Here is a 20,436-nt window from a genome sequence, read left to right as displayed (position 1 = left end):
GGGCGGGCCGGGGGCGACCGGTCGGCGCCCCCGGCGCGGTCAGCCGACGGCGTAGGCGCGGATGATCGTCTGGGTCACCCCGGCGCCGGCCGTGTCCCTCACCATCGCGCGCAGCGAGACGAACCCGGCCGTGCGCGGGTCGGGCAGCAGGGCGGTCCAGCCCGTCCCGGCCCGGACCACCGGCACCCGGCGCCAGTTCGCCCCGTCGTCGGCCGACATCTCCAGCCGTACCGACCTGATCTCGGCGTGCGCGGCCCCCGGGGTGCGTTCGACGTGGAACGGCAGGCGGGTGAGGCCGCCCTTCCTGGCGCGGTTCCACGCGTCCAGGCCGGCCGGCTGGTAGCGCACGGCCAGCAGCGGCAGGGGCTGCGGCCGCGCCGCACCGCCGGAGGTGAACGTCCACACCGATTCCACCCGCGTGGACAGCGCCGAGTGCGCGACCTCGCGGCGCAGCGACGCGCTCAGCGTGTACGCGCCGGACCCGGCCGGCAGGTCGGCCGTGAGCCGGCAGCCTTCCTGCTGGTAGACCGCGCAGCCGGAGAGGTCGGCCCGGGCCAGCACGCGCCCGTCCCCGGCCAGGGTGGCCACGCCGGTGGCGGCGGTGTCGAAGCCGGACCTGCCCGCTCCGCCGTCGGCCAGCAGCCCGGCCGCGGAGAAGGTCAGCCGGTCGCCGCTCCGCCCGCCCGCGGGCAGCAGGACCGACGGCCCGGTGACCGCGGTGTTCCACACCTCGCCCGTCTCGCCGCGGCGCATCACCTCGCCGCCGGCGAAGACGCTCGACGTGCCGACGTCGAGGCCGCTCTCGTACAGCACGCCCGGGCTGCGATAGTGGACGAGCGCGCCCGGCAGGGGGATGTCGCGCACCAGCGCGTGCAGGGAGATCACCGGGACGCCGCCGACGCGCCGGCCGGACAGCGGCGTGCCGGTCGCCGCCACCGCCGAGGCCCGGTAGGTCACGCTGACCTTGGCCAGTTCCGCCCGCCTGGCGTCGTAGGCGGGGTCGTCGGGGATGCCGTCGGCGTGCTGGTCGACCAGGTCGTAGACGTACGGGCTGGGCGAGACGTCCTTGCTGAGCAGCTGGGCCGCGAGCTGGTAGGTCAGGCAGGGCAGGCGGACGGGCACCACGAAGAGCTGCGAGTTGACGTCCATGCTCCCGGTCGAGCCCGAGACGTTCCAGGCGCCGTGCGCGAGGTTCTGCTCGAACCCGCGGCGGAGCACGGCGTCAGGATCGTCGACGGTCATCCTGGCCGGCTTGCCGAGGCGGTTGTCGACGCTCACCTCACGGTCGCCTGCGCCGATCGTGAACGGGGTGTCGGCGATCGTGGTGATCCGCTTTCCGCCGACGGTCTCCCTGGTCTCGGTGTACAGGTTCCACTCGCCATTGGGCAGCCGGATCGTGGCCACCCCGTCGCGGAAGGCCGGCAGGTGGATCTCGCCGGTCTCGGCGTCGTAGATCTGGTGGGACGTGGGGGTGACCGGGGTGCCGTTCCGCCCGATGACGGTGATGGTCGCGGTGGCGGACTCCGGCTCGACGTAGGCGCCGGCGAGGGTGCGGATCACGTTCTCGCCCGCCCTGGCGGTGACCGTGCCGGGGTAGTCGCCGGGGGACTTGCCCGTCGCGTCGATGGTGAGCGTGACCTGCGCCCGGCCCTTGGCGGGGACGTCGACGCGGCCGGCCGGCAGCTTCAGCACCTCGCCCTGGGCCGACAGTTCCAGCGTGACCGGGGTGTCGCCGGCGTTGGCGTACGTGATCGTCCTGGTGGCCGTCCGCTCACCCGCGTCGCCCCAGGGGAAGGCGGCCCACTGGGCGCCCTGCGTGGCCACGACCTGCTGCTCGACCGCGCGCCCCAGATCGACGAGCCCGGCGCCCTGCTGGTAGGGCGTCGCGTTCGCGGCGGGGGCGGCGCTGCCGATCAGCGCGGCCTTCAGTTGCCCGCCGGTCCACTCCGGGTGGCGCTGGGCCAGGATGGCCGCCGCCCCCGCCACGTGCGGGGTGGCCATCGAGGTGCCGTCCAGCGCCACGTACGGGCCGTCGGCGGTGCCCTCCGCCGCGGCGGCCATGATGGCCACGCCGGGCGCGGTGATCTCCGGTTTGATCGCGTGGTCGCCGACGCGCGGCCCCCGGCTGGAGAAGTCGGCCATCCTGCCCTGCTTGTCCACCGCGCCGACGGTCAGTGCGGCCTCGGCGCTGCCCGGGCTGATCACCGTGCCCGGCCCGCCGTCGTTGCCCGCGCCCGCGACGAACAGGGTTCCCGTACGCTCCGACAGCGTGTTGACCGCCTGCTCCAGCGGGTCGAGGCCGGGGCCGTCCCGGTCGCCGAAGCTCAGGTTGACCACCTTGGCCTTGACCTCGACGGCCGCCCACTCCATGCCCGCCAGGATCGCCGAGTCGGTGGGCCCGGCCGGGCCGCCCACCTTGCCGATCGCGAGCTTGGCCGCCGGCGCCACACCCCGGTACTTCTCGCCGCGACCGGCCACGATGGAGGCCACGTGGGTGCCGTGGCCGAGATCGTCGCGCATGTCGGGCTCGTCGCTGAAGTTGCGTTCGTAGGCGACCGCGTCCTTGAAGGCGGGGTGGGTGGCGTCGTAGCCGGAGTCGAGGACCGCGACGGTGACGCCCTGGCCTGTCAGACCCCGTTCCCAGGCGCGCGGCGCACCGATCTGCGCGACGCTCTCGTTGAGTGAGAAGGACCGGCGGCCGTCCAGCCACAGCTTGGCGCGGCCGGCCGCCAGGGTACGCGTGCCGGTGAGCTCCCGCCAGGCGCTGGCCGCCGCGGACTTGGGCACCCGCGCGGCGCTCATGCCCAGCGTGGACAGCCGCCGCTCCCGCGCGGCGACGCCGGGAACGGCGGCGCCCTGCGAAATCACCGGGATGTCCGTCCTGTCGGCGTCGCCGTACCCCCAGGCCAGCAACTGGGTGACGTCGAACAGGCGGCTGTCCAGCACCCCCTGGGCGATCAACGGCAGCGCGTCGGACGGGAACACGAACAGATGCCCGTCGCGCACCTGGGCGGTGAAGTCCGCCGCCCGGCCCGGCCCGGGCTCCACCCGATGCCCGGGACCGGTGACCACGACCCGGTCACCGGTGATCAGGGTCACGCCGGGTGGAGCGGGGGCCGCGGGCGAGTGGACGGCGGTTACGGCGCCGGCGGCGAGAACCGCGGCGGCGAGGAACTTACTGAAGATCACGAACTACCTCGGGTGCCGAAGGAACGGTCTTGAGGTATCTCCGGCAAGCCCGTTCCGAGTTCGAGAGCGCATGACGTGGTGGATCGGACCGCAACGAGATCGTCGCGTCAGAACCACGGCCGCGCCCGCCGCGTCCAAGACCTCATGGGAAGTCGAGGACGGCGAGAACCGGGGATCGTCCTGGCAGCGGCCCTGCTGCTGCTCTTCTGCGGCCCGTGCGCACCATCGACGGCTCCCCTGCCCACACGGCCACGGTTGGTGGCCAGCAGGTCCATGCGTCCGTTGCGGATGATGGCCCGGGCGTCGCCTGGGACCTTTACCGGCGGCGGCCGTTCCGGCAAAGGAACGCCGAGGCGGAGGCCATCTTCTGCTCGGGCGCAGATGATCCGGCCCGTACTCGGATACAGGGCGGCTGAAGGAGGGGCGCTCCTACGCCTCGCCCGCGTCTTCTCGAACCTTCCTGAAGGAGATCATTATGCGTGGAGCAGTGTTGTACTCCCCGGGCGACGTCCGCGTCGAGGACCGTCAGGAGCCGGCGATCGTCGAGCGGACCGACGCGGTCATCCGCCTGTCGGCGACGTGCATCTGCGGTTCGGACCTGTGGCCCTACCGGGGTGTGGAGAAGCTCGACGGGCCGGCTGTGATGGGACACGAGTACGTCGGCGTCGTGGAGGAGGTCGGTGGCGAGGTCACCACCGTCGAGCCGGGCCAGTTCGTCGTCGGCTCGTTCGTCGCCGCCGACGGCACCTGCGAGATCTGCCGCTCCGGTTACCCGTCGTCGTGTGTGAACCGGGTCTTCATGAACGAGGTCGGCACCCAGTCCGAGCGCGCCAGGATCCCGCTGGCCGACGGCACGCTCGTGGCCACCCCCGGCCTGCCCGGACCGGAGCTGGTCCCCAGCCTGCTGGCCGCGTCCGACGTGCTGGGCACCGGCTGGTTCGGCGCGTGGGCCGCGCAGGCCGGACCCGGCAAGACGGTCGCGGTCGTCGGCGACGGCGCGGTCGGTCTCATGGCGGTGCTGGCCGCCAGGCGACTCGGCGCCGAACGGATCATCGCCATGAGCCGCCACAGCGTCGTGGAGGCGGTCGGCACCCAGGAGTCGATGCGGCAGGCCATCGGCTCCGCCCGTCCCGGTGGTCACGTCGGGTTCGTGGGCGTCAACCACGACGTCGCGCTCAGCGGCGACGAGCTCTTCTTCGCCCAGGTCAGCCTGCTCGGCGGCCCGGCCCCGGTACGCCGGTTCCTGCCTGAGCTGATCGAGCTGATCTGGGAGCGTCGGATCGACCCCGGCAAGGTGTTCGACCTCATGCTGCCGCTGGAGCAGGCGGCCGAGGGGTATCAGGCGATGGACGAACGCCGCGCGATCAAGGTCCTCCTGCAGCCCTGACCGGTACCCTGAGTCCGCGCCTCGCATCGACCCCACTTGCGACGGGACACCACCTGAATCCCTGCCGAGGACGCGCCAGGGCGACCAGTCCGTCGGCACTACGCCTGCTTGGGAGGCCGTTCCCTCAGTATCCAGGCAGCCCAGGGCGCCCCACATCGCCGCCTCCGCAACCTCCGCTCGTCCCGACGTGGAAGGTTTGGCGGACTGATCGCGGTCGTCATTCCCGGGTGGCCAAGCGAGCGGGCGTCGCCGCCCCTGGTGCCGGTGGGTTGCGGTGTCGGGAGGTGGCCGGAAAACTTTTGGAACTCGGGGGCAGGCGGATGTCGAGAATGCTCCGGCGGCTCCGTCCCGGGAGCGAATCACGACCACGACCCTGGAAGGACCGGCCATGCGAACGAACGAGATCACCGAGGTGCTGAACCGGCCGATCAGCCGAGAGCTGCTGGCTCGCGACCTGACCCGGCTCGCCTATGTGGCGAAGGACGGCACGCCGCGCAACATCCCGATCGCGTTCACCTGGAACGGGTCGGAGATCGTCATGTGCACGTCGAAGAACGCGCCGAAGCTTCCGGCGCTGCGCGAGAACCCGATGGTCGCCCTGACGATCGACACCGAGGTGCACCCGCCCAAGATCCTGCTGATCCGCGGCCGGGCCGAGCTGGACGTCGTCGACGGCATCCCGGACGAATACCTCCAGATGAACGGCTCGTACCAGATGACGCCCGAGCAGCGGGTCGAGTGGGAGGCCACGGTGCGCTCGCTCTACGACGGCATGGTCAGGATCGTGGTGACCCCGACGTGGGCGAAGCTGATCGACTTCGAGACGACCCTGCCGAGCGCGGTCGAGGAACTGGTCCGGGAGCGGGCCGAGCGTGAGCGCGTCTGAGCCGCCACTCAAAACCTCTGAAGAATCTGAACCCCCGTATCCCCGTCAAGGAGGACATCATGGCCAAGTACCTGCTGCTCAAGCACTACCGAGGCGGTCCCGCCGCGGTCAACGACGTGCCGATGGACCAGTGGACGCCGGAGGAGGTCTCGGCGCACGTGCAGTACATGCGCGACTTCGCCGCCCGGCTGGTGAGCACGGGCGAGTTCGTCGAGCATCAGGCGCTCCTGCCGGAGGGCGCGTTCGTCCGCTATGACGGCGAGGGACGGCCGCCGGTCACCGACGGCCCGTTCGCGGAGACCAAGGACCTGATCGCCGGCTGGACGGTGATCGACGTCGACAGCTACGAGCGGGCGCTCGAACTGGCCGGCGAGCTGTCGGCAGCGCCGGGCGCGGGCGGGAAGCCGATCCACGAGTGGCTGGAGGTCCGCCCGTTCATGGCCGGACTGCCCACCATCACGGACTGACGCGCGTGGACGAGTCCCTGCTGCGCACCCTCACCCCCTCGGTGATCGGCGTCCTCGTCCGTCGCGGGGCCGACTTCGCCTCCGCCGAGGACGCCGTGCAGGACGCCCTGGTCGAAGCCCTGCGCGTATGGCCGGACGGCCTGCCCGCCGACCCCAAGGGCTGGCTGGTCACCGTGGCCTGGCGCAAGTTCCTCGACGCCGCCCGCGCCGAAACCTCCCGCCGGCACCGCGAGGAACGTGTCGAGGCCGAGCCGCCGCCCGGTCCCGGTGAGGCGGTGGACGACACGCTCCGCCTGTACTTCCTGTGTGCCCACCCGTCCCTGACCCCGGCCTCGGCCGTCGCGCTCACGCTGCGCGCGGTCGGCGGCCTGACCACGCGCCAGATCGCGCAGGCCTACCTCGTGCCCGAGGCGACCATGGCCCAGCGCATCAGCAGGGCCAAGCGGACGGTCTCGTCCGTCACGTTCGACCGGGCCGGGGACGTGGCCACCGTGCTGCGCGTGCTCTACCTGGTGTTCAACGAGGGTCACGGCGGGGACGTCGACCTGGCGGCCGAGGCGATCCGCCTCACCCGGCAGCTCTTCGCCCTGACCGTCAAGCCTCCGACCGTCGAGCCTCTGACGGTCAAGCCTCTGGCCGCCCAGCCCGCGACCGCCGACCCCGCGACCGCCACCCCGGTGGCCGGTCACCCCGAGGTTGCGGGGCTGCTCGCGCTCATGCTGCTGCACCACGCCCGCCGCGCGTCACGTACCGCCGAGGGAGGGCGGCTGGTGCCGCTCGCCGAGCAGGACCGATCGCGCTGGGACACCCGCATGATCGCCGAAGGGGTGACGATCCTGCAGACCGCGCTGGCGCTGGACCGGCTGGGCGAGTACCAGGCGCAGGCCGCCATCGCCGCCCTGCACGCCGACGCGCCGAGCACGTCCGAGACCGACTGGGTGCAGATCGTGTCGTGGTACGACGAGTTGCTGCTGCTCAACGACAGCCCGGTGGTCCGGCTGAACCGCGCGGTGGCGGTCGGCGAGGCCGACGGGGCGCAGGCGGGCCTGGCGGCACTGGCCGGGGTGAGCCCCGACCTGCCGCGCTACGCCGCCGTACGGGCGTACCTGCTCGAACGCGCGGGCGACCTGGAACGGGCCGCCGGCCTGTACGCCGAGGCCGCCCGCGCGGCGACCAGCCTGCCGGAACGCGACCACCTCACCCGCGAGGCCGCCCGGGTCCGGCAACTGTTCCAGAGGTGAGCACAGCCGGCAGGTCAGGCGGCGAGGTCGGCCAGGTCCTCCTCGCTCAACCTCAGCTCCCCGGCCGCGACGTTCTCCTCCAGGTGATCGAGTGAGCCGGTCCCCGGGATGGGCAGCACGTTCGGGGACCTGGCCAGGAGCCAGGCCAGCGCCACCTGCGGCGCGGTCGCGCCGTGCCGGGCGGCGACGGCGTGCAGGCGCTCGGCCGTGATCGGCCGGAATCCGCCGACGGGGAAGTAGGGGACGTAGGCGATGCCGGCCGCCGCGCACGCGTCGACCAGCGGATCGTCCTGACGCCGCGCCAGGTTGTAGTGGTTCTGCACGCAGGCGATCGGCGCGATCTCGCGGGCCTGGGCGAACTCGGCTGCGGTGACGTTGGAGACGCCCAGATGCCGGATCAGGCCCTCATCTCGCAGCGCGAGCAGCGTCTCCAGGGGCCCGGTCAGCGGGATGTGGCCGCGGCCGCGGTCGCCCATGCGCAGGTTCACCACGTCCAGACGGCTCACGCCGAGCGTGCGCAGGTTCGCCTCGACGGCGCGGCGCAGGTTGCCTGGGGTGAGGCCGGTCATCTCGTGCGCGGGCAGCGCGACGTCGGAGCCCTCGACCAGCGCCCCGACCTTGGTCACGATGACCAGATCGTCCGGATAGGGATGCAACGCCTCCCGGATCAGGTCGTTGGCCGCGACACCGTCTCGCGCGTAGTAGTTCGAGGTGTCGATGTGGTTCACCCCGAGCTCCACCGCCCGGCGCAGGACGGCCAGGGCCGTCTCCCTGCCGGGCCGATCGCCTCTCGGCCAGCCGGTGAGTTTCATGGCGCCGTACCCGATCCGCGCGACGCTCAGGTCGCCGCCCACATCCCATCGTCGCATCGTCATGATCACCCACCATAGAGGGCCGGGCGGCCGCGGGGCAGCGGGTCCGACGGAGGTCCCCGCGAGGAGGGACTTTGGTCCCTGCCGCAGGCGGGGGCCGGGGCGGGAGCCTGGAGCCGTGTCCGTTTGCTACCGCCGTGGCGTGAAACCCATGACCGATATCGGCGCCGTCCCCGGCATGGGGACGTCGCCCGCCGCCCGAACCCCGGCCGGTTCGCCGTTCGAGCGAGGGGGGGTGCGCCGGTGAACGTCGTGTGGTGGGTCGTCGTGCCCTACATCGCCCTGACCGTCTTCGTCGTCGGCCACGTCTGGCGCTGGCGTACCGACCAGTTCGGCTGGACCACCCGCACCAGCCAGGTGCTGGAGAGCCGGCTGCTGCGCCTCGGCTCGCCGCTGTTCCATCTCGGCGCGTTCGCCGCCATCGGCGGGCACGTGCTCGGCCTGCTGGTGCCCAAGGCGTGGACCGAGGCCGTGGGCGTCGACGAGCACCTCTACCACCTGGTGTCGGTGAGCGCAGGAACCGTGGCCGGGGTGATGGTGGTGGCCGGTCTGGGGCTGCTGCTGGCCCGCCGCCTCACCCGGCCGCGCGTGCGCCGGGCCACCACCCGCACGGACAAGCTCCTGTTCGCGGTGCTGGCCGTGGTGATCGCGCTGGGCATGTCCGCGACCATCGGGGCGAACCTGCTCGGCGGCGGCTACGACTACCGGGCCGACATCGCCGTCTGGTTCCGGGGCGTCCTCACCTTCCGGCCCGATCCGGCCCTCATGGCGGACGTCCCGCTGGTGTTCCAGCTGCACGCGCTGTCGGCCTGGCTGCTGGCCGCCATCTGGCCGTTCACCCGGCTGGTGCACGTCTGGTCGGCGCCGATCGCCTACCTGTGGCGGCCGTACGTCGTCTACCGCCGCCGTACTCCGAGAGCCGGAACCGAGCGGGCCGGCGTGCGATGAACCCGTTCGCCACCCACGCCGGCCCGCGCCGGGTGGAGAGTCACATGAGTCCCGTCCCCACCGCCGACGACCTGGAGAACGGCGTGTCGGCCATCGCCGGCCACTTCCTCGAAACCTTCCACGCCGAGCACCGCGCGCTCAGGGACCTGCTGCTCGCGCTGATCGACGCGTTCGGCAAGGGGGAGTCGTCCAGGGCCAGGAGGCTGGTCGCGGCGGTGTCCGCGCTCACCGGCCCGCACTTCCGCTACGAGGAGGAGGCGCTCTATCCCGGCCTGGTGCCGATCTTCGGCCCCGGCTACGTGGAGAAGCTGCTCGCCGACCACGACGACACCATACGCAACGTCCGCGAGCTCACCGAGCTGGCGGACCTGGCGCTGCGCAACGACCTGGAGGAGATCGACGACGACCAGGCCGCGTGGGGGATCGAGCTGACGCGGGAGCTGCTGCCGCACCTGAGCGACTGCGACGGCCTGTCGATCATGGTGGAGACGCTGCCCGAGGACGACGTCGTGCACCTGCTCGCCACCCGCGACGTGGTCATGGAGACCAACCTCGACCTGCTCACCTGGGCGGCCACGGTCCGGGGCCGGCATGTCTGAGCCGGTGCTGATCCAGGGCGGCATGGGCGTGGGCGTGTCCGGCTGGCGGCTGGCCCGGGCCGTCGCGCGGACCGGGCAGCTCGGCGTGGTGTCCGGCACCGCGCTGGACGTCACCCCTGGCCCGCCGCCTGCAACGCGGGGACCCGGGCGGGCACCTGCGCCGCGCGCTGGCTTGCTTCCCCGTCCCCGAGATCGCCGAACGGGTGCTCGGCCGCTACTTCGTCCCCGGCGGGCTTGAGCCGGGCCGGCCCTACCGGCCGGTGCCGCGGCTCGGGATGCGTCCCAACCGGGCCCGCGACGAGCTGGCCGTGCTGGCCAACTTCGCCGAGGTGTTCCTGGCCAAGGACGGCCACGACGGCCCGGTCGGCGTCAACTACCTGGAGAAGATCCAGCTCGCCACCCCGGCCGCCGTCTACGGCGCGATGCTGGCCGGCGTCGACCACGTGCTCATGGGCGCGGGGATCCCGGCGGAGATCCCGCGCCTGCTCGACGCGCTGGCCGCGCACCGGCCCGCCGAGATCACCGTCACCGTGGCCGGCGCCGAGGACGTCCGTCACACCGTCGGGCTCGACCCGGCGAACCTGCTGCGCCGTCCCGCCGTGCCGGTGCCGCGTCCGAAGCTGCTGGCCATCGTCTCCTCCCACGTGCTGGCCGCCTACCTGGCCCGCTCGGCGGCCACCCGTCCCGACGGATTCGTCGTGGAAGGCCCGGTCGCCGGCGGGCACAGCGCGCCGCCGCGCGGCCGCCCGCACCTGGACGACGCCGGCGAGCCCGTGTACGGGCCGCGAGACGTGGCCGACACCGGCAAGGTCGCCGCGCTCGGACTGCCGTTCTGGCTGGCCGGCGGCTACGGCACGCCCGACGGCCTGGCCCGCGCGCTGACGGCCGGCGCGACCGGCGTCCAGGTCGGCTCGGCGTTCGCGCTGTGCCGCGAGTCCGGGTTCGACGACCGGCTGCGCCGCCGCCTGCTCGGCCGGGCCGCCGGGGGAGACCTGCGGGTGCGCAACGACCCGCTGGCCTCGCCGACCGGTTTCCCGTTCAAGGTCGCCCCGCTGGCGGGCACGCTGGCCGAGCCCGGCGTGTACGAGCGCCGGCCCCGGCTGTGCGACCTGGGCTACCTGCGCACCCCGTACGCCAAACCGGGCGGCGGCATCGGCTACCGCTGCCCGGCGGAACCGGTCGAGACCTACGTGCGCAAGGGACGTCCGGCGGAGGAGGCGGCCGGCCGCCAGTGCCTGTGCAACGGCCTGACCGCCGCCATCGGACTCGGCCAGCACCGCGACGACGGCTACCGCGAGCCCGCCCTGCTGACCCTCGGCCAGGACGTCGGCTTCCTGGCCGGACTGCCCGAGGACCACTCGGCGGCCGACGTGGTCGACCACATCCTGCTGGGAGCACGCCCATGACCGCACGTCCGGTGCGCCGGGTGCGGCGCGACGTCGCCGGCGCCCCGTTCATCGTGATCTGGGAGGCCACCCGGGCCTGCGCGCTGGCCTGCCTGCACTGCCGCGCCGAGGCGGTTCCCGCCCGTGACCCGCTGGAGCTGTCCACCGGGGAGGCCCGCGACCTGCTGGAACAGGTCGCGTCCTGCGGCACGCCGGCGCCGCTGTTCGTGATCACCGGCGGCGACCCGTTCGAGCGGGCCGACCTGTTCGAGCTGATCCGCCACGGCCGCGCGCTCGGCCTGGCCCCGGCCGTGTCTCCGTCGGCCACGCCCGCGCTCACCCCGGCCAACCTGGAACGGCTGCGCGAGGCGGGGGCGTCGGCCGTCTCGCTCAGCCTCGACGGCGCGTCGGCCCCCGTCCACGACGCCTTCCGCGGCTACGAGGGGGTGTTCGCGCACACCCTGCGGGCCTGGCGGGCGGCCCGCGCGGCCGGGCTCAAGGTGCAGATCAACACCACCGTGACCAGGCACAACCTCACCTCGCTGCCCGCCGTCGCGGCCCTGGTCCGCGACGAGGGCGCGCTGCTGTGGAGCGTGTTCCTCCTGGTGCCGACCGGGCGCGGCCGCGCGCTGCCCGAGCTGAACCCGGACGAGGTCGAGGACGTGCTGCACTTCTTGCACGACCTCGGCACCGCCCTGCCGGTCAAGACCACCGAGGCGCACCACTTCCGCCGGGTCGCGGTGCAGCGGCTCGTCCTGGCCGAACGCGGCGTGGATCACGTGGCCGCGCTCGGGCTCGGCCCGCTCTACCGCGACCTGCGCGGGCGGGCCGAGCGGGCCGGGCTGATCCGGCCCGCGTGCGAGTTCCGCACGATCTGCGGCGGCTCACGCTCGCGCGCCTACGCCACCACCGGCGACGTGCTGGGCGAGGAGCCCTGGTGCGGCTACCGGCCGGGCGCCTTCCCCTTCCAGGACGATCTCCGCGCCCACCTCTGAACCAGACCAGACCCACGACCGGGAGGTCACCACGCATGTGCAACTACTGCGGCTGCCGGGAGTTCCCGCTGATCGGCCGGCTCACCCGGGAACACGTGGAGATCCAGGAGAGCGCGGCCGCGCTGCGCCGCGCCATCGACGCCGGCCACCACGCCGAAGCCGGACGCCTGCTCGACGACCTGCTCGCCCGGTTGGTCCCGCACACCGCCACCGAGGAGAACGGCCTGTTCGCCGAGCTGCGCGCCGAGGGGACGCTGGCCGATGAGGTGACGCGGCTGTGTGCGGAACACGCCGACATCCACGGCGCCCTGGCCGCCGTCGACCGCGCCGCGCCCGACTGGGCGGCGGTGCGCGCGGCGCTGGGCCGGCTGCACCGGCACATCGACCACGAGGAGCACGGGCTGTTCCCGGCCGCCGTGATCATGCTGCCGCTGCCGGCCTGGGAGCGCATCACCCCGCCGCCGGCCGTGGACGGGCAGCGGCGATGACCCTGGAGAGTGAGGTGCCCGGGGTGAACCCGGTCGACATCCGCATCGAGAAGGGCCCGCGGCCGGTCGCGCCGCGCCCGCGGGCGTCCTGGCATCTGCGGGCGAACGCGCTCGTGGTGGCCTGGCTGGGCCTGACCGTCGCGGCGGTGCCGGCGGGCGCCGCGCTGCCGGCCCCGCGCTGGCTGCTGATCCACGTGTTCCTGCTCGGCGCGGTCTCCACCGCCATCCTGATCTGGAGCGAGCACTTCACCGTGGCGCTGCTGCGCACCCGCACGCCCGGCCGGCGCGGCAGCCTGACCCGCCTTGCACTGCTCAACGCCGCGACCGTGGCCGTCCTGGCCGGGGTCGCCGCCGGCCCGTGGCAGCTCGCCGCGGCCGGGGCCGCCGTGGTGGTGGCGGTGGTGCTGTGGCACGCCGCCGTGCTCGTCACCCTGGTACGCCGCGCGCTGCCCGGCCGGTTCGGCCACGTCATCGGCTGGTACGTGAGCGCGGCAGGCGCGCTGGCGGCCGGCGGCACGCTCGGCGGGCTGCTGGCCGCCCACGTGGCGCACGGTGAGCCGCACGAGCGGATGCACGCCGCGCACGCCGAGGTGAACCTGCTCGGCTGGGTCGGACTGACCGTGCTCGGCACGCTGTTCACGCTCTGGCCGACCGTGCTGCGCACGCGCATGTCCGAGCTGACCCGCCGCGCCTCGCGGATCGGGTTGTGGCTGGCCGTGCCCGGTCTGGCGGTGGCCGTGGCCGGGCTGCTGCTCGGCTGGCGGTGGGCGGCCGGGGCGGGGCTGGCGGCGTACGCGGCGGGCACGCTGGCCGCGCTGACGCCGCCGGCCGAGGCGCTGCGCCGGCGGCGTCCGCACACCGGGGCGTCCTGGATGCTGGCGGCGGCCGTCGTCTGGTTCGAGGTCACGCTGATCGCCGACCTGGTGATCGTCGTCACCCGGCCGGCCGGGGCGGTCGCTGCGGCGCTGGAGCCGTTGCTGCCGCTGGTGGTGGCCGGGTTCGCGGCCCAGGTGCTGCTCGGGTCGCTGCTGCACCTGCTGCCCGCGGTGCTGGGCGGTGGCCCGGCGCGGTTCAAGGAGAACGCGGCGCTGCTCGAACGCGGCTGGCCGGTGCGGCTGGCCGCGCTCAACCTCGGCGTGCCGCTCCTCGCGCTGCCCGTGCCGCGGCCGGTGGAACTGCTGGGCTGGGCGCTGGTGCTGGCCGCCGTGGCCGCGTTCGTGGTGCAGGCCGTGACCGCGCTGGTGCGCGCCCGCGGCGTGAGCGACGGCGTAGGCGAGGGCGTGAGCGACGGCGTACGCGAGGGCGGGCGGAGGTGGCCCGCCGTGGCCGGGGTGGCGGCCGGGTGCGTGCTGACGGCCGCCGCGGTCGCCGTGTCGATGACCGGCACCGGCGCTCCCGCCGCCACGGTGACCGTCACCGGCGCACGGACGGTCGAGGTGACGCTGTCCGGCATGAGCGTCAGGCCCGCGACGATCGAGGCCCCCGTGGGCACCGTGCTGACCCTGCGGATCACCAACACCGACGCCCAGCGGCACGACCTGCGCCTGGCCACCGGCGAGCGCACGCCGATGCTCGGGACCGGGCAGAGCGCCACGCTGACTCTGGCCCCGCTGGCCGGCCCGGTGGACGGCTGGTGCACGGTGGCGGGGCACCGGGCGGCGGGCATGACCCTGCGGATCGTCCCGGCAGGCGCCGCCGAGGCGAGCGGCGCGACCGGGCACGGCAGTCACGACGGCGGGCCGGCGCGGCTCGACCTGGCCGCGCCCATGTCGCCCGGCTGGATCCCGTACGACGCGACGCTCGAACCCGCGCCAGGCGGCAGGGAGCACGACGTCACCATCCGCGTGGACGACACCGTCGTGCGCGAGGTCGCGCCCGGCGTGCGGCAGCGCGTCTGGACGTTCAACGGCACCCTGCCTGGACCGGTGCTGCGCGGCAGGCTCGGCGACGTGTTCACCGTCACGTTCGTCAACGACGGCACGACGGGCCACGGCATCGACTTCCACGCCGGCGCGAACGCCCCCGACGACGTGATGCGCACCATCCAGCCGGGGGAGCGGCTGACCTACCGCTTCCGCGCCGAGCACGCCGGGGCCTGGCTGTATCACTGCTCGACCATGCCGATGTCCCAGCACATCGCCAACGGCATGTACGGCGCGGTGATCGTCGACCCGCCCGGACTGCCCCGGGTGGACCGCGAGTTCCTGCTCGTGCAGGGCGAGCTGTACCTGGGCGAACCCGGCAGCGACGGCCAGGTCGCCAAGATCCGCGAAGGACGTCCCGACGGCTGGATGTTCAACGGCACCGCGGCCGGCTACGACCACGCGCCGCTCCTGGCCGAGGCCGGCGAACGGGTGCGCATCTGGGCGGTGGCCGCCGGACCCGACTCCGGCACCGCGCTGCACGTCGTCGGCGCGCCGTTCGACACGATCTACAAGGAGGGCGCGTACGCGTTGCGCGCGGCCGACCCGGGCGGCGCGCAGGTGCTGGAGCTGGCGCCGGCGCAGGGCGGGTTCGCCGAGCTGGTCTTCCCCGAGCCCGGCACGTACCCGGTGGTGGACCACGCGATGCGGCACGCGGAGGCCGGCGCGCACGGCCTGTTCCAGGTGCGCGGGCGATCACAAACGGGCGGGTGATGACAAGTGGCGTGAACCGTGGCTACACTCACGCCCAATAATTTTGTTCAAGCTGAGAGAAATTCATGCACTCCGCCGCAGAACCCCGGGCGACCAACCGCAGCGCGGTGCTGTCCACGCTGCTCTCCGGGCGCACCCTGGAACGCGGGCAGATCGTCGAGGGCACCGGGCTCAGCCGTGCCACCGTCTTCCGCATCGTGGACGACCTGCGCTCACGCGGCCACGCCCGCGACGTGGCCACCCAACCGGCCGGCGGCAGAGGAAGGCCGTCGACCCTCGTCCGGTTCGACGGGTCGGCGCACCTGGTGGGCTGCGTCGACCTCGGCGGCACCAACTGCCGGTTCGCCGTCGCGGACGCGCTGGGCAACCTGCTGGTCAGGGCCAGGCACCCGACCCCGCTCGCACTCGACGGCGAGCGCCTGGCCGGCTGGATCGCCGAGCGCGTCCACGAGCTGGCCGACGCGGTCCCCGGCGAGCACGGCCCGCTCGGGGCGGTCACCGTCGGGGTGCCCGGCGTGGTCTCGGGCGACAGGTCACGCGTCGTCGGCTCGCACAACCTGCCGCAACTGCGCGGCACCGCCTTCGTGGACGCCCTGCGCGAGCGCGTCGCCGTACCGGCCACGCTGGACAACGACTCCAAGCTGGCCCTGGTGGGCGAGCTCCAGTACGGCGCGCTCGCCGAGAAGGAGACCGCGGTGCTGCTCACGCTGGGCACCGGCCTGGGCTCGGCGGCGGCGATGAACGGCCAGGTGCTGTCCGGCAGGGACGGGCTGCTCGGCGAGTTCGGCCGGCTGCTCATCCCCGGCACCGGCACCAGGCTGCGCGACCTCGTCTCCGGCGCCGGCCTGGTCGCTCACGCCCGGGCCGCGGGGCACGACGTGACGCACGCCAGGCAGGTACTCGAGCAGCCCGAACGCTTCGGCGACCTGCGCCAGCGCGTCGGCGAAGCGCTCGTCCACCTGGTGTCGATCGTGGCCCTGGCCTACGAGCCGCGCACGGTCATCGTGACCGGCGGGTTCGCCGAGGGCCTGGCCGACGCGGCGCTCGCGGAGGTGCAGAGCGCGGTGCTGGACGTCGCCGGCGTCCGCACCCGGGTCCGCAGGACCGCGCTCGGCGGCCAGGCCGGGCTGCTCGGCGCGCTGGCCGTCGCCCTCGGCGACCTGTACGCGTCGCTCGGCGTGCTGGAGGAGCACATCAGCGAGATCGAGGTGGACCGGGCCCGCGTGGTCAAGTCACTCGAAGAGGCCGCCGTGCATCACGGCTGACCTTCCGCCGCGCCAGACACACACGCTCAGGAGTCTCATGGATCATCTCGAACGGCTCGCGCACGCCGTGCTCTTCCCCGCTCTCGGACGGTCCGTCGTCCCCCGCTGGATCGAGCGGCCGGTCGCCGCGGGACTCGGCGGGTTCGTCCTGTTCGGCAAGGACATCGTGGACCAGGAGCAGCTCCGCGGCCTCACCGCCGGGCTGCGCGCGCTCAATCCGGCCCTGCACCTGGCCATCGACGAGGAAGGCGGCGACGTCACCCGGCTGGAGGCGACCGGCGCGATCTCCACGCCCGGCAACCTCGCACTCGGCCACATCGACGACCTCGAGGCGACCAGGGCCTGCGCGCACCAGATCGGGCTCGCGCTGCGTTCGGCCGGCGTGACCTGGGACCTCGCGCCCGCCGTCGACACCGCCGTCAACCCGTTCAGCCCGAACGGGGTGCGCTGCTTCAGCGGCGACCGGGCCCACGTGGCCAGGCACGCCGCCGCCTGGATCGAAGGGCTGCAGGCGGCCGGGGTGAGCGCGTGCGCCAAGCACTTCCCCGGTCACGGCCGCAGCGGCACCGACGCCCACCTCGGCACCCCCGACCTCGACCTGACCCGTGACGAGCTCGTCGAGCACTACCTCGACCCGTTCCGCGCGGCGATCGCGGCCGGCGTCGACTCCATCATGGTCTCCCACCCCCGCGTGTCCGCCCTGGACGAGCTGCCCGCCTCGATCAGCGCCCCGGTGATCACCGGGCTGCTCCGCGACGAGCTGGGCTTCGACGGCGTCGTGATCACGGACGCGCTGGAGATGCGCGGCGTGGCCGACGTCGCCCCCCTGGCGCGCGCCGCCGTCCTGGCCCTGCGGGCCGGCGCGGACGCGCTGTGCCTGGGTGCCTGGGCCTTCGGCGAGGACGTCGGAACCGCCGCCCGCGCCATCGTCGAGGCGGTACGCTCCGGCGACCTGCCCGTCGAACGCCTGGAACAGGCCGCCGACCGCCTGCGCCGCATGGGCGCGCGCAGCGGCCACGCCGCTCCTGCCGACGGCCCTTCCGGCGGCTCTTCCCGCGGCTCTTCCGGCGGCTCGCATGGCGGCCCGGACGGCGGCTCGGACAGTGGGCTCGGGCCGCGGCTGGCGCGGCGGGCGGTGCGGGTGACGGGCGATCCGGTGCTGCACGGGGACGCCGCGCTCGTCGTCCGGCTGGAACCGGTCGCCTCGCCCGCCTCGGGCGGCGGCCCGGGGAACGTGGAGACGCTGCTGACCGCGTCCGGGCGGGCCGTGGAGCGGGTGAGCGTGGCGGCCGACACGTACAACGGCCCCGGCATCGTGCACGCGGCCATCTCGGAGTTCCGCGCGGAGTACGGCGCGGCGGGCGACGTGGTGATCCTGGTCAGGAGCCCGCACCGGTTCGACTGGCAGGCCCCGATACTCGACAGGATCCTGGCCACGACCCCGGACGTCGTCGTCCTGGACATGGGCTTCCCCCACCGGGACTTCTCCGGCGCCCGGGCCTGGGTGCGCACGTTCGGCGCGTCCCGCGTCTGCGCCGAGGCCGCCGTCGAGGTCCTCTCCGGAGCGCACCGGTGACCACCCGGCCTCCCACCCCGGCCGCGACGACCACCGCGCGGCTCCCGGACGCGGCCGCCGGGCCGCTCCTGGACACCGCAGCCGCCGGGCGGCTCTTCGTGAACGCCCGGCTGGTCCTCGCCGACCGGGTCGAGCGCGGCTGGCTGCGTACCGACGCCGGCCGGATCACCGCACTCGGCCCCGGCGATCCGCCCCCCGCCGAAGGTGCGCCCACCGTGGACGTCGCCGGCCGCTACCTCGCGCCCGGGCTGGTCGACCTGCACTGTCACGGCGGCGGCGGCGCGGCGATCTACACCGGCGACCCGGCCGACGTGCGGACGGCGGCCCTGGCCCACCTCCGGCGCGGCACCACGGCCATGCTCGGCTCCGTGTCGGCGATCGAGCAGGACCTGATGCGGGCCGCCGCGCGGGCGGTGTGCGACGCGGCCCGCGACCCCGGCGTGCCCAACCTGCTGGGAGTGCACTTCGAGGGCCCGTTCCTCGCCCCCGCCCGGCGCGGCGCCCAGACCGGGTCCGCGTTGCGCCGGCCGGACCGGCGGATCCTCGAGGACCTGCTGGAGATCGCCGCGGGACTGCCCGTCGTCATGACCATCGCGCCGGAGCTGCCCGGCGCGATCGAGCTGATCGCCGCCTACTCCGGCGACTGCGTGTTCGCGATCGGGCACACCGACGCCACCTACGACCAGGTCCGCGCCGCGGCCGACGCGGGCGCCCGGCACGTCACCCACCTGTTCAACGCCATGCCGCCGCTCGGGCACCGGAGCCCGGGCCCGGTCGCCGCCGCGCTGACCGATCCGCGGCTGACGTACGAGCTGATCGGGGACGGGCGGCACCTGCTGGCCCCGGTCGTGACCATGGCCGCCGGCGACGGCACCCGCGCGGTGCTCGTCACGGACGCCATGGCCGCCGCCGGGCTCGGCGACGGCCGCTACACCTTCGCCGACCGCACGGTGGACGTCCTGGACGGCACGGCGCGGCTGGCGGGCACCGACCGCCTGGCCGGGTCGACCGCCTTCCTCACCGACTGCGTCCGCTTCGCCGTGACGGCGGCCGGGCTTCCCGTCCACACCGTGCTGCGCCTGGCCACCGCCAACCCGGCGGCCGTCATCGGGCTGACCGGCCGGGGCGCGCTTGGGCCCGGCGGACGCGCGGACCTCGTCATCCTGGACGACGACCTGAACCCCCAGGCCACCTACCTGGCCGAGACCGGATAGCGGCAGGGCGAGCCCCTCCAAAGGCGTGTGACCCACGCCACAGGCGGCTCCTGTCAGCAATCGGCGCGCTGCTCCGCTCAAGTCAGCGAGAGCGAGCGAACCGACAGGAGCGACACATGAAGCACCGCATCGTCGTACTCGGCGCCGGCTACGCGGGCGCGTACGTGGCGGGGAACCTGGCCCGCCGGCTGTCCCCGGACGACGTCGAGATCACCGTGGTCAACGCCGAGCCGGACTTCGTCCAGCGGCTGCGGCTGCACCAGCTAGCCGCCGGTCAGCGGATCGAGGCGCCACTGCTCGCCGACGCCTTCGCCGGCACCGGGATCGTGCTGCGCCTGGCCCGGGTCACCGCCGTCGACCCGGAAAGCCAGGTCGTCACCGTGGCCGACGGCGACGGCGGCGGCGAGCTCGGCTACGACACGCTGGTCTACGCGCTCGGCAGCCACGTCGCCGACCACGGTGTCCCCGGGGTGGCCGAGCACGCCTTCAACGTCGCGGCCCGGCCTTCGGCGCTGCGCCTGCGCGACCGCCTGGACGACCTGGACGACCGGGACGGGCCGGGCGCGGGCGGGCGCGTGCTGGTCGTCGGCGACGGGCTGACCGGCATCGAGACCGCCACCGAGCTCGCCGAATCCCGGCCGGGGCTGTCGGTGTCGCTGATCGCCCAGGGCGAGCTGGGCGCGGCGCTCTCCGCCGGCGCGCGCGGCCACCTGCGCCGGGCCTGCGACCGGCTGGGCGTCACCGTCCTGGAGCACACGAGCGTGGCCGCCGTCGAGGCGGTGCGGGTGCGGTGCGCCGACGGCACCGTCCTGGCGTCGGACGCGACCGTCTGGACGGCCGGGTTCGCGGTCCACCCGATCGCCGCCGTCAGCGGGCTGGAGGTGACCGGGCACGGCCGGATCGTCGTCGACGGCGCCATGCGGTCGGTCTCGCATCCGAACGTCCACGCCGCCGGCGACAGCGCCTACGCCATCGGCGACAAGGGCCGGCCGCTGCCGATGTCCTGCGCCTCGGCCGGCTGCACCGGCGGGCAGGCGATCAACGCGATCGTGGGACGCCTGACCGGCCGCGAGATCGCGAAGTCCCGGCTGCTCTACCCGGGCAACCACATCAGCCTCGGCCGGCGGGACGGGATCGTGCAACTGGTCGACGCCGAAGGCCGGGCGACGCCGAGGTACCTGGCCGGGCGGAAGGCGGCACGGGTCAAGGCGGGCGTGCTCCAGATGGCCCTGTGGGGCATCTCGCACCCGACCTTCGGACTGCCCAGGCGCAGGCTCCACCTGGCCCC

General features: G+C 74.2%; 17 protein-coding genes. 15 read left to right on the top strand and 2 right to left on the bottom strand.

Annotation, left to right across the window (positions count from 1 at the left end; genetic code table 11):
• Positions 1-39: 39 nt before the first annotated feature.
• Entirely contained in the window at positions 40-3,189 is a 3,150-nt protein-coding gene (locus HII36_RS35345; RefSeq protein ID WP_173527666.1) for a S8 family serine peptidase, read from the bottom strand.
• 215 nt (positions 3,190-3,404) lie between these two features.
• Between HII36_RS35345 and HII36_RS35340 the strand changes: the two genes are divergently transcribed.
• The 5 genes from HII36_RS35340 (at position 3,405) to HII36_RS35320 (ending at position 7,170) form a co-directional block, all read left to right on the top strand.
• Entirely contained in the window at positions 3,405-3,605 is a 201-nt protein-coding gene (locus tag HII36_RS35340) for a hypothetical protein (protein ID WP_173527665.1), read from the top strand.
• Between the two features lie 59 nt (positions 3,606-3,664).
• Positions 3,665-4,576: an alcohol dehydrogenase catalytic domain-containing protein gene (locus HII36_RS35335; RefSeq protein WP_173527664.1), complete on the top strand. Its 912-nt coding sequence runs from the start codon at positions 3,665-3,667 to the stop codon at positions 4,574-4,576.
• Between the two features lie 388 nt (positions 4,577-4,964).
• Positions 4,965-5,462: a pyridoxamine 5'-phosphate oxidase family protein gene (locus tag HII36_RS35330; RefSeq protein WP_173527663.1), complete on the top strand. Its 498-nt coding sequence runs from the start codon at positions 4,965-4,967 to the stop codon at positions 5,460-5,462.
• A 59-nt stretch (positions 5,463-5,521) separates the two neighbouring features.
• Complete coding sequence (locus HII36_RS35325) at positions 5,522-5,929, top strand: YciI family protein (protein WP_173527662.1); 408 nt, start codon at positions 5,522-5,524, stop codon at positions 5,927-5,929.
• A gap of 5 nt (positions 5,930-5,934) precedes the next feature.
• Positions 5,935-7,170 (top strand): RNA polymerase sigma factor, encoded by a 1,236-nt coding sequence (locus tag HII36_RS35320; protein WP_173527661.1) that lies wholly within the window; start codon positions 5,935-5,937, stop codon positions 7,168-7,170.
• A gap of 14 nt (positions 7,171-7,184) precedes the next feature.
• Here HII36_RS35320 and HII36_RS35315 read toward each other — a convergent pair whose 3' ends face one another.
• On the bottom strand, positions 7,185-8,045 hold the full coding sequence (locus HII36_RS35315; protein ID WP_173527660.1) for an oxidoreductase: 861 nt from the start codon (positions 8,043-8,045) through the stop codon (positions 7,185-7,187).
• A 240-nt stretch (positions 8,046-8,285) separates the two neighbouring features.
• On the opposite strand from HII36_RS35315, the gene narI reads away from it, so the two are divergent.
• The 10 genes from narI to HII36_RS35265 form a co-directional block, all read left to right on the top strand.
• Positions 8,286-8,990: a respiratory nitrate reductase subunit gamma gene (gene narI, locus HII36_RS35310; protein ID WP_173527659.1), complete on the top strand. Its 705-nt coding sequence runs from the start codon at positions 8,286-8,288 to the stop codon at positions 8,988-8,990.
• A gap of 44 nt (positions 8,991-9,034) precedes the next feature.
• Positions 9,035-9,589 (top strand): hemerythrin domain-containing protein, encoded by a 555-nt coding sequence (locus tag HII36_RS35305; protein ID WP_173527658.1) that lies wholly within the window; start codon positions 9,035-9,037, stop codon positions 9,587-9,589.
• 203 nt (positions 9,590-9,792) lie between these two features.
• Entirely contained in the window at positions 9,793-10,995 is a 1,203-nt protein-coding gene (locus HII36_RS35300) for a nitronate monooxygenase (RefSeq protein WP_328808026.1), read from the top strand.
• Positions 10,992-11,969, top strand: a complete 978-nt coding sequence (locus HII36_RS35295) for a radical SAM protein (RefSeq protein WP_217370365.1) — start codon at positions 10,992-10,994, stop codon at positions 11,967-11,969. The genes HII36_RS35300 and HII36_RS35295 overlap by 4 nt, the downstream gene beginning before the upstream one ends.
• A 35-nt stretch (positions 11,970-12,004) precedes the next feature.
• A complete protein-coding gene (locus HII36_RS35290) occupies positions 12,005-12,457 on the top strand; it encodes a hemerythrin domain-containing protein (RefSeq protein ID WP_173527657.1) in 453 nt (150 codons plus the stop codon).
• Positions 12,454-15,093, top strand: coding sequence for a multicopper oxidase domain-containing protein (locus tag HII36_RS35285; protein WP_217370364.1), 2,640 nt, complete (start codon positions 12,454-12,456; stop codon positions 15,091-15,093). The genes HII36_RS35290 and HII36_RS35285 overlap by 4 nt, the downstream gene beginning before the upstream one ends.
• Before the next feature lie 65 nt (positions 15,094-15,158).
• Positions 15,159-16,358 carry an ROK family transcriptional regulator gene (locus tag HII36_RS35280; protein ID WP_173527656.1) on the top strand — a complete coding sequence of 400 codons (1,200 nt, stop codon included), beginning with the start codon at positions 15,159-15,161 and terminating at the stop codon, positions 16,356-16,358.
• Between the two features lie 37 nt (positions 16,359-16,395).
• Positions 16,396-17,934: a glycoside hydrolase family 3 protein gene (locus HII36_RS35275; protein ID WP_173527655.1), complete on the top strand. Its 1,539-nt coding sequence runs from the start codon at positions 16,396-16,398 to the stop codon at positions 17,932-17,934.
• A complete protein-coding gene (locus tag HII36_RS35270; protein ID WP_328808025.1) occupies positions 17,931-19,148 on the top strand; it encodes an N-acetylglucosamine-6-phosphate deacetylase in 1,218 nt (405 codons plus the stop codon). The genes HII36_RS35275 and HII36_RS35270 overlap by 4 nt, the downstream gene beginning before the upstream one ends.
• A gap of 116 nt (positions 19,149-19,264) precedes the next feature.
• Positions 19,265-20,436 (top strand): NAD(P)/FAD-dependent oxidoreductase (locus tag HII36_RS35265; protein WP_173527654.1); only part of this gene is annotated, 1,172 nt, incomplete at its 3' end.

Origin of the sequence: Nonomuraea antri (assembly GCF_013283785.1) — a bacterium.
Taxonomy (GTDB): domain Bacteria; phylum Actinomycetota; class Actinomycetes; order Streptosporangiales; family Streptosporangiaceae; genus Nonomuraea; species Nonomuraea antri.
The sequence above is the reverse complement of the archived record's forward strand: the minus strand, read 5'-3'. Positions and strand labels throughout refer to the sequence as shown.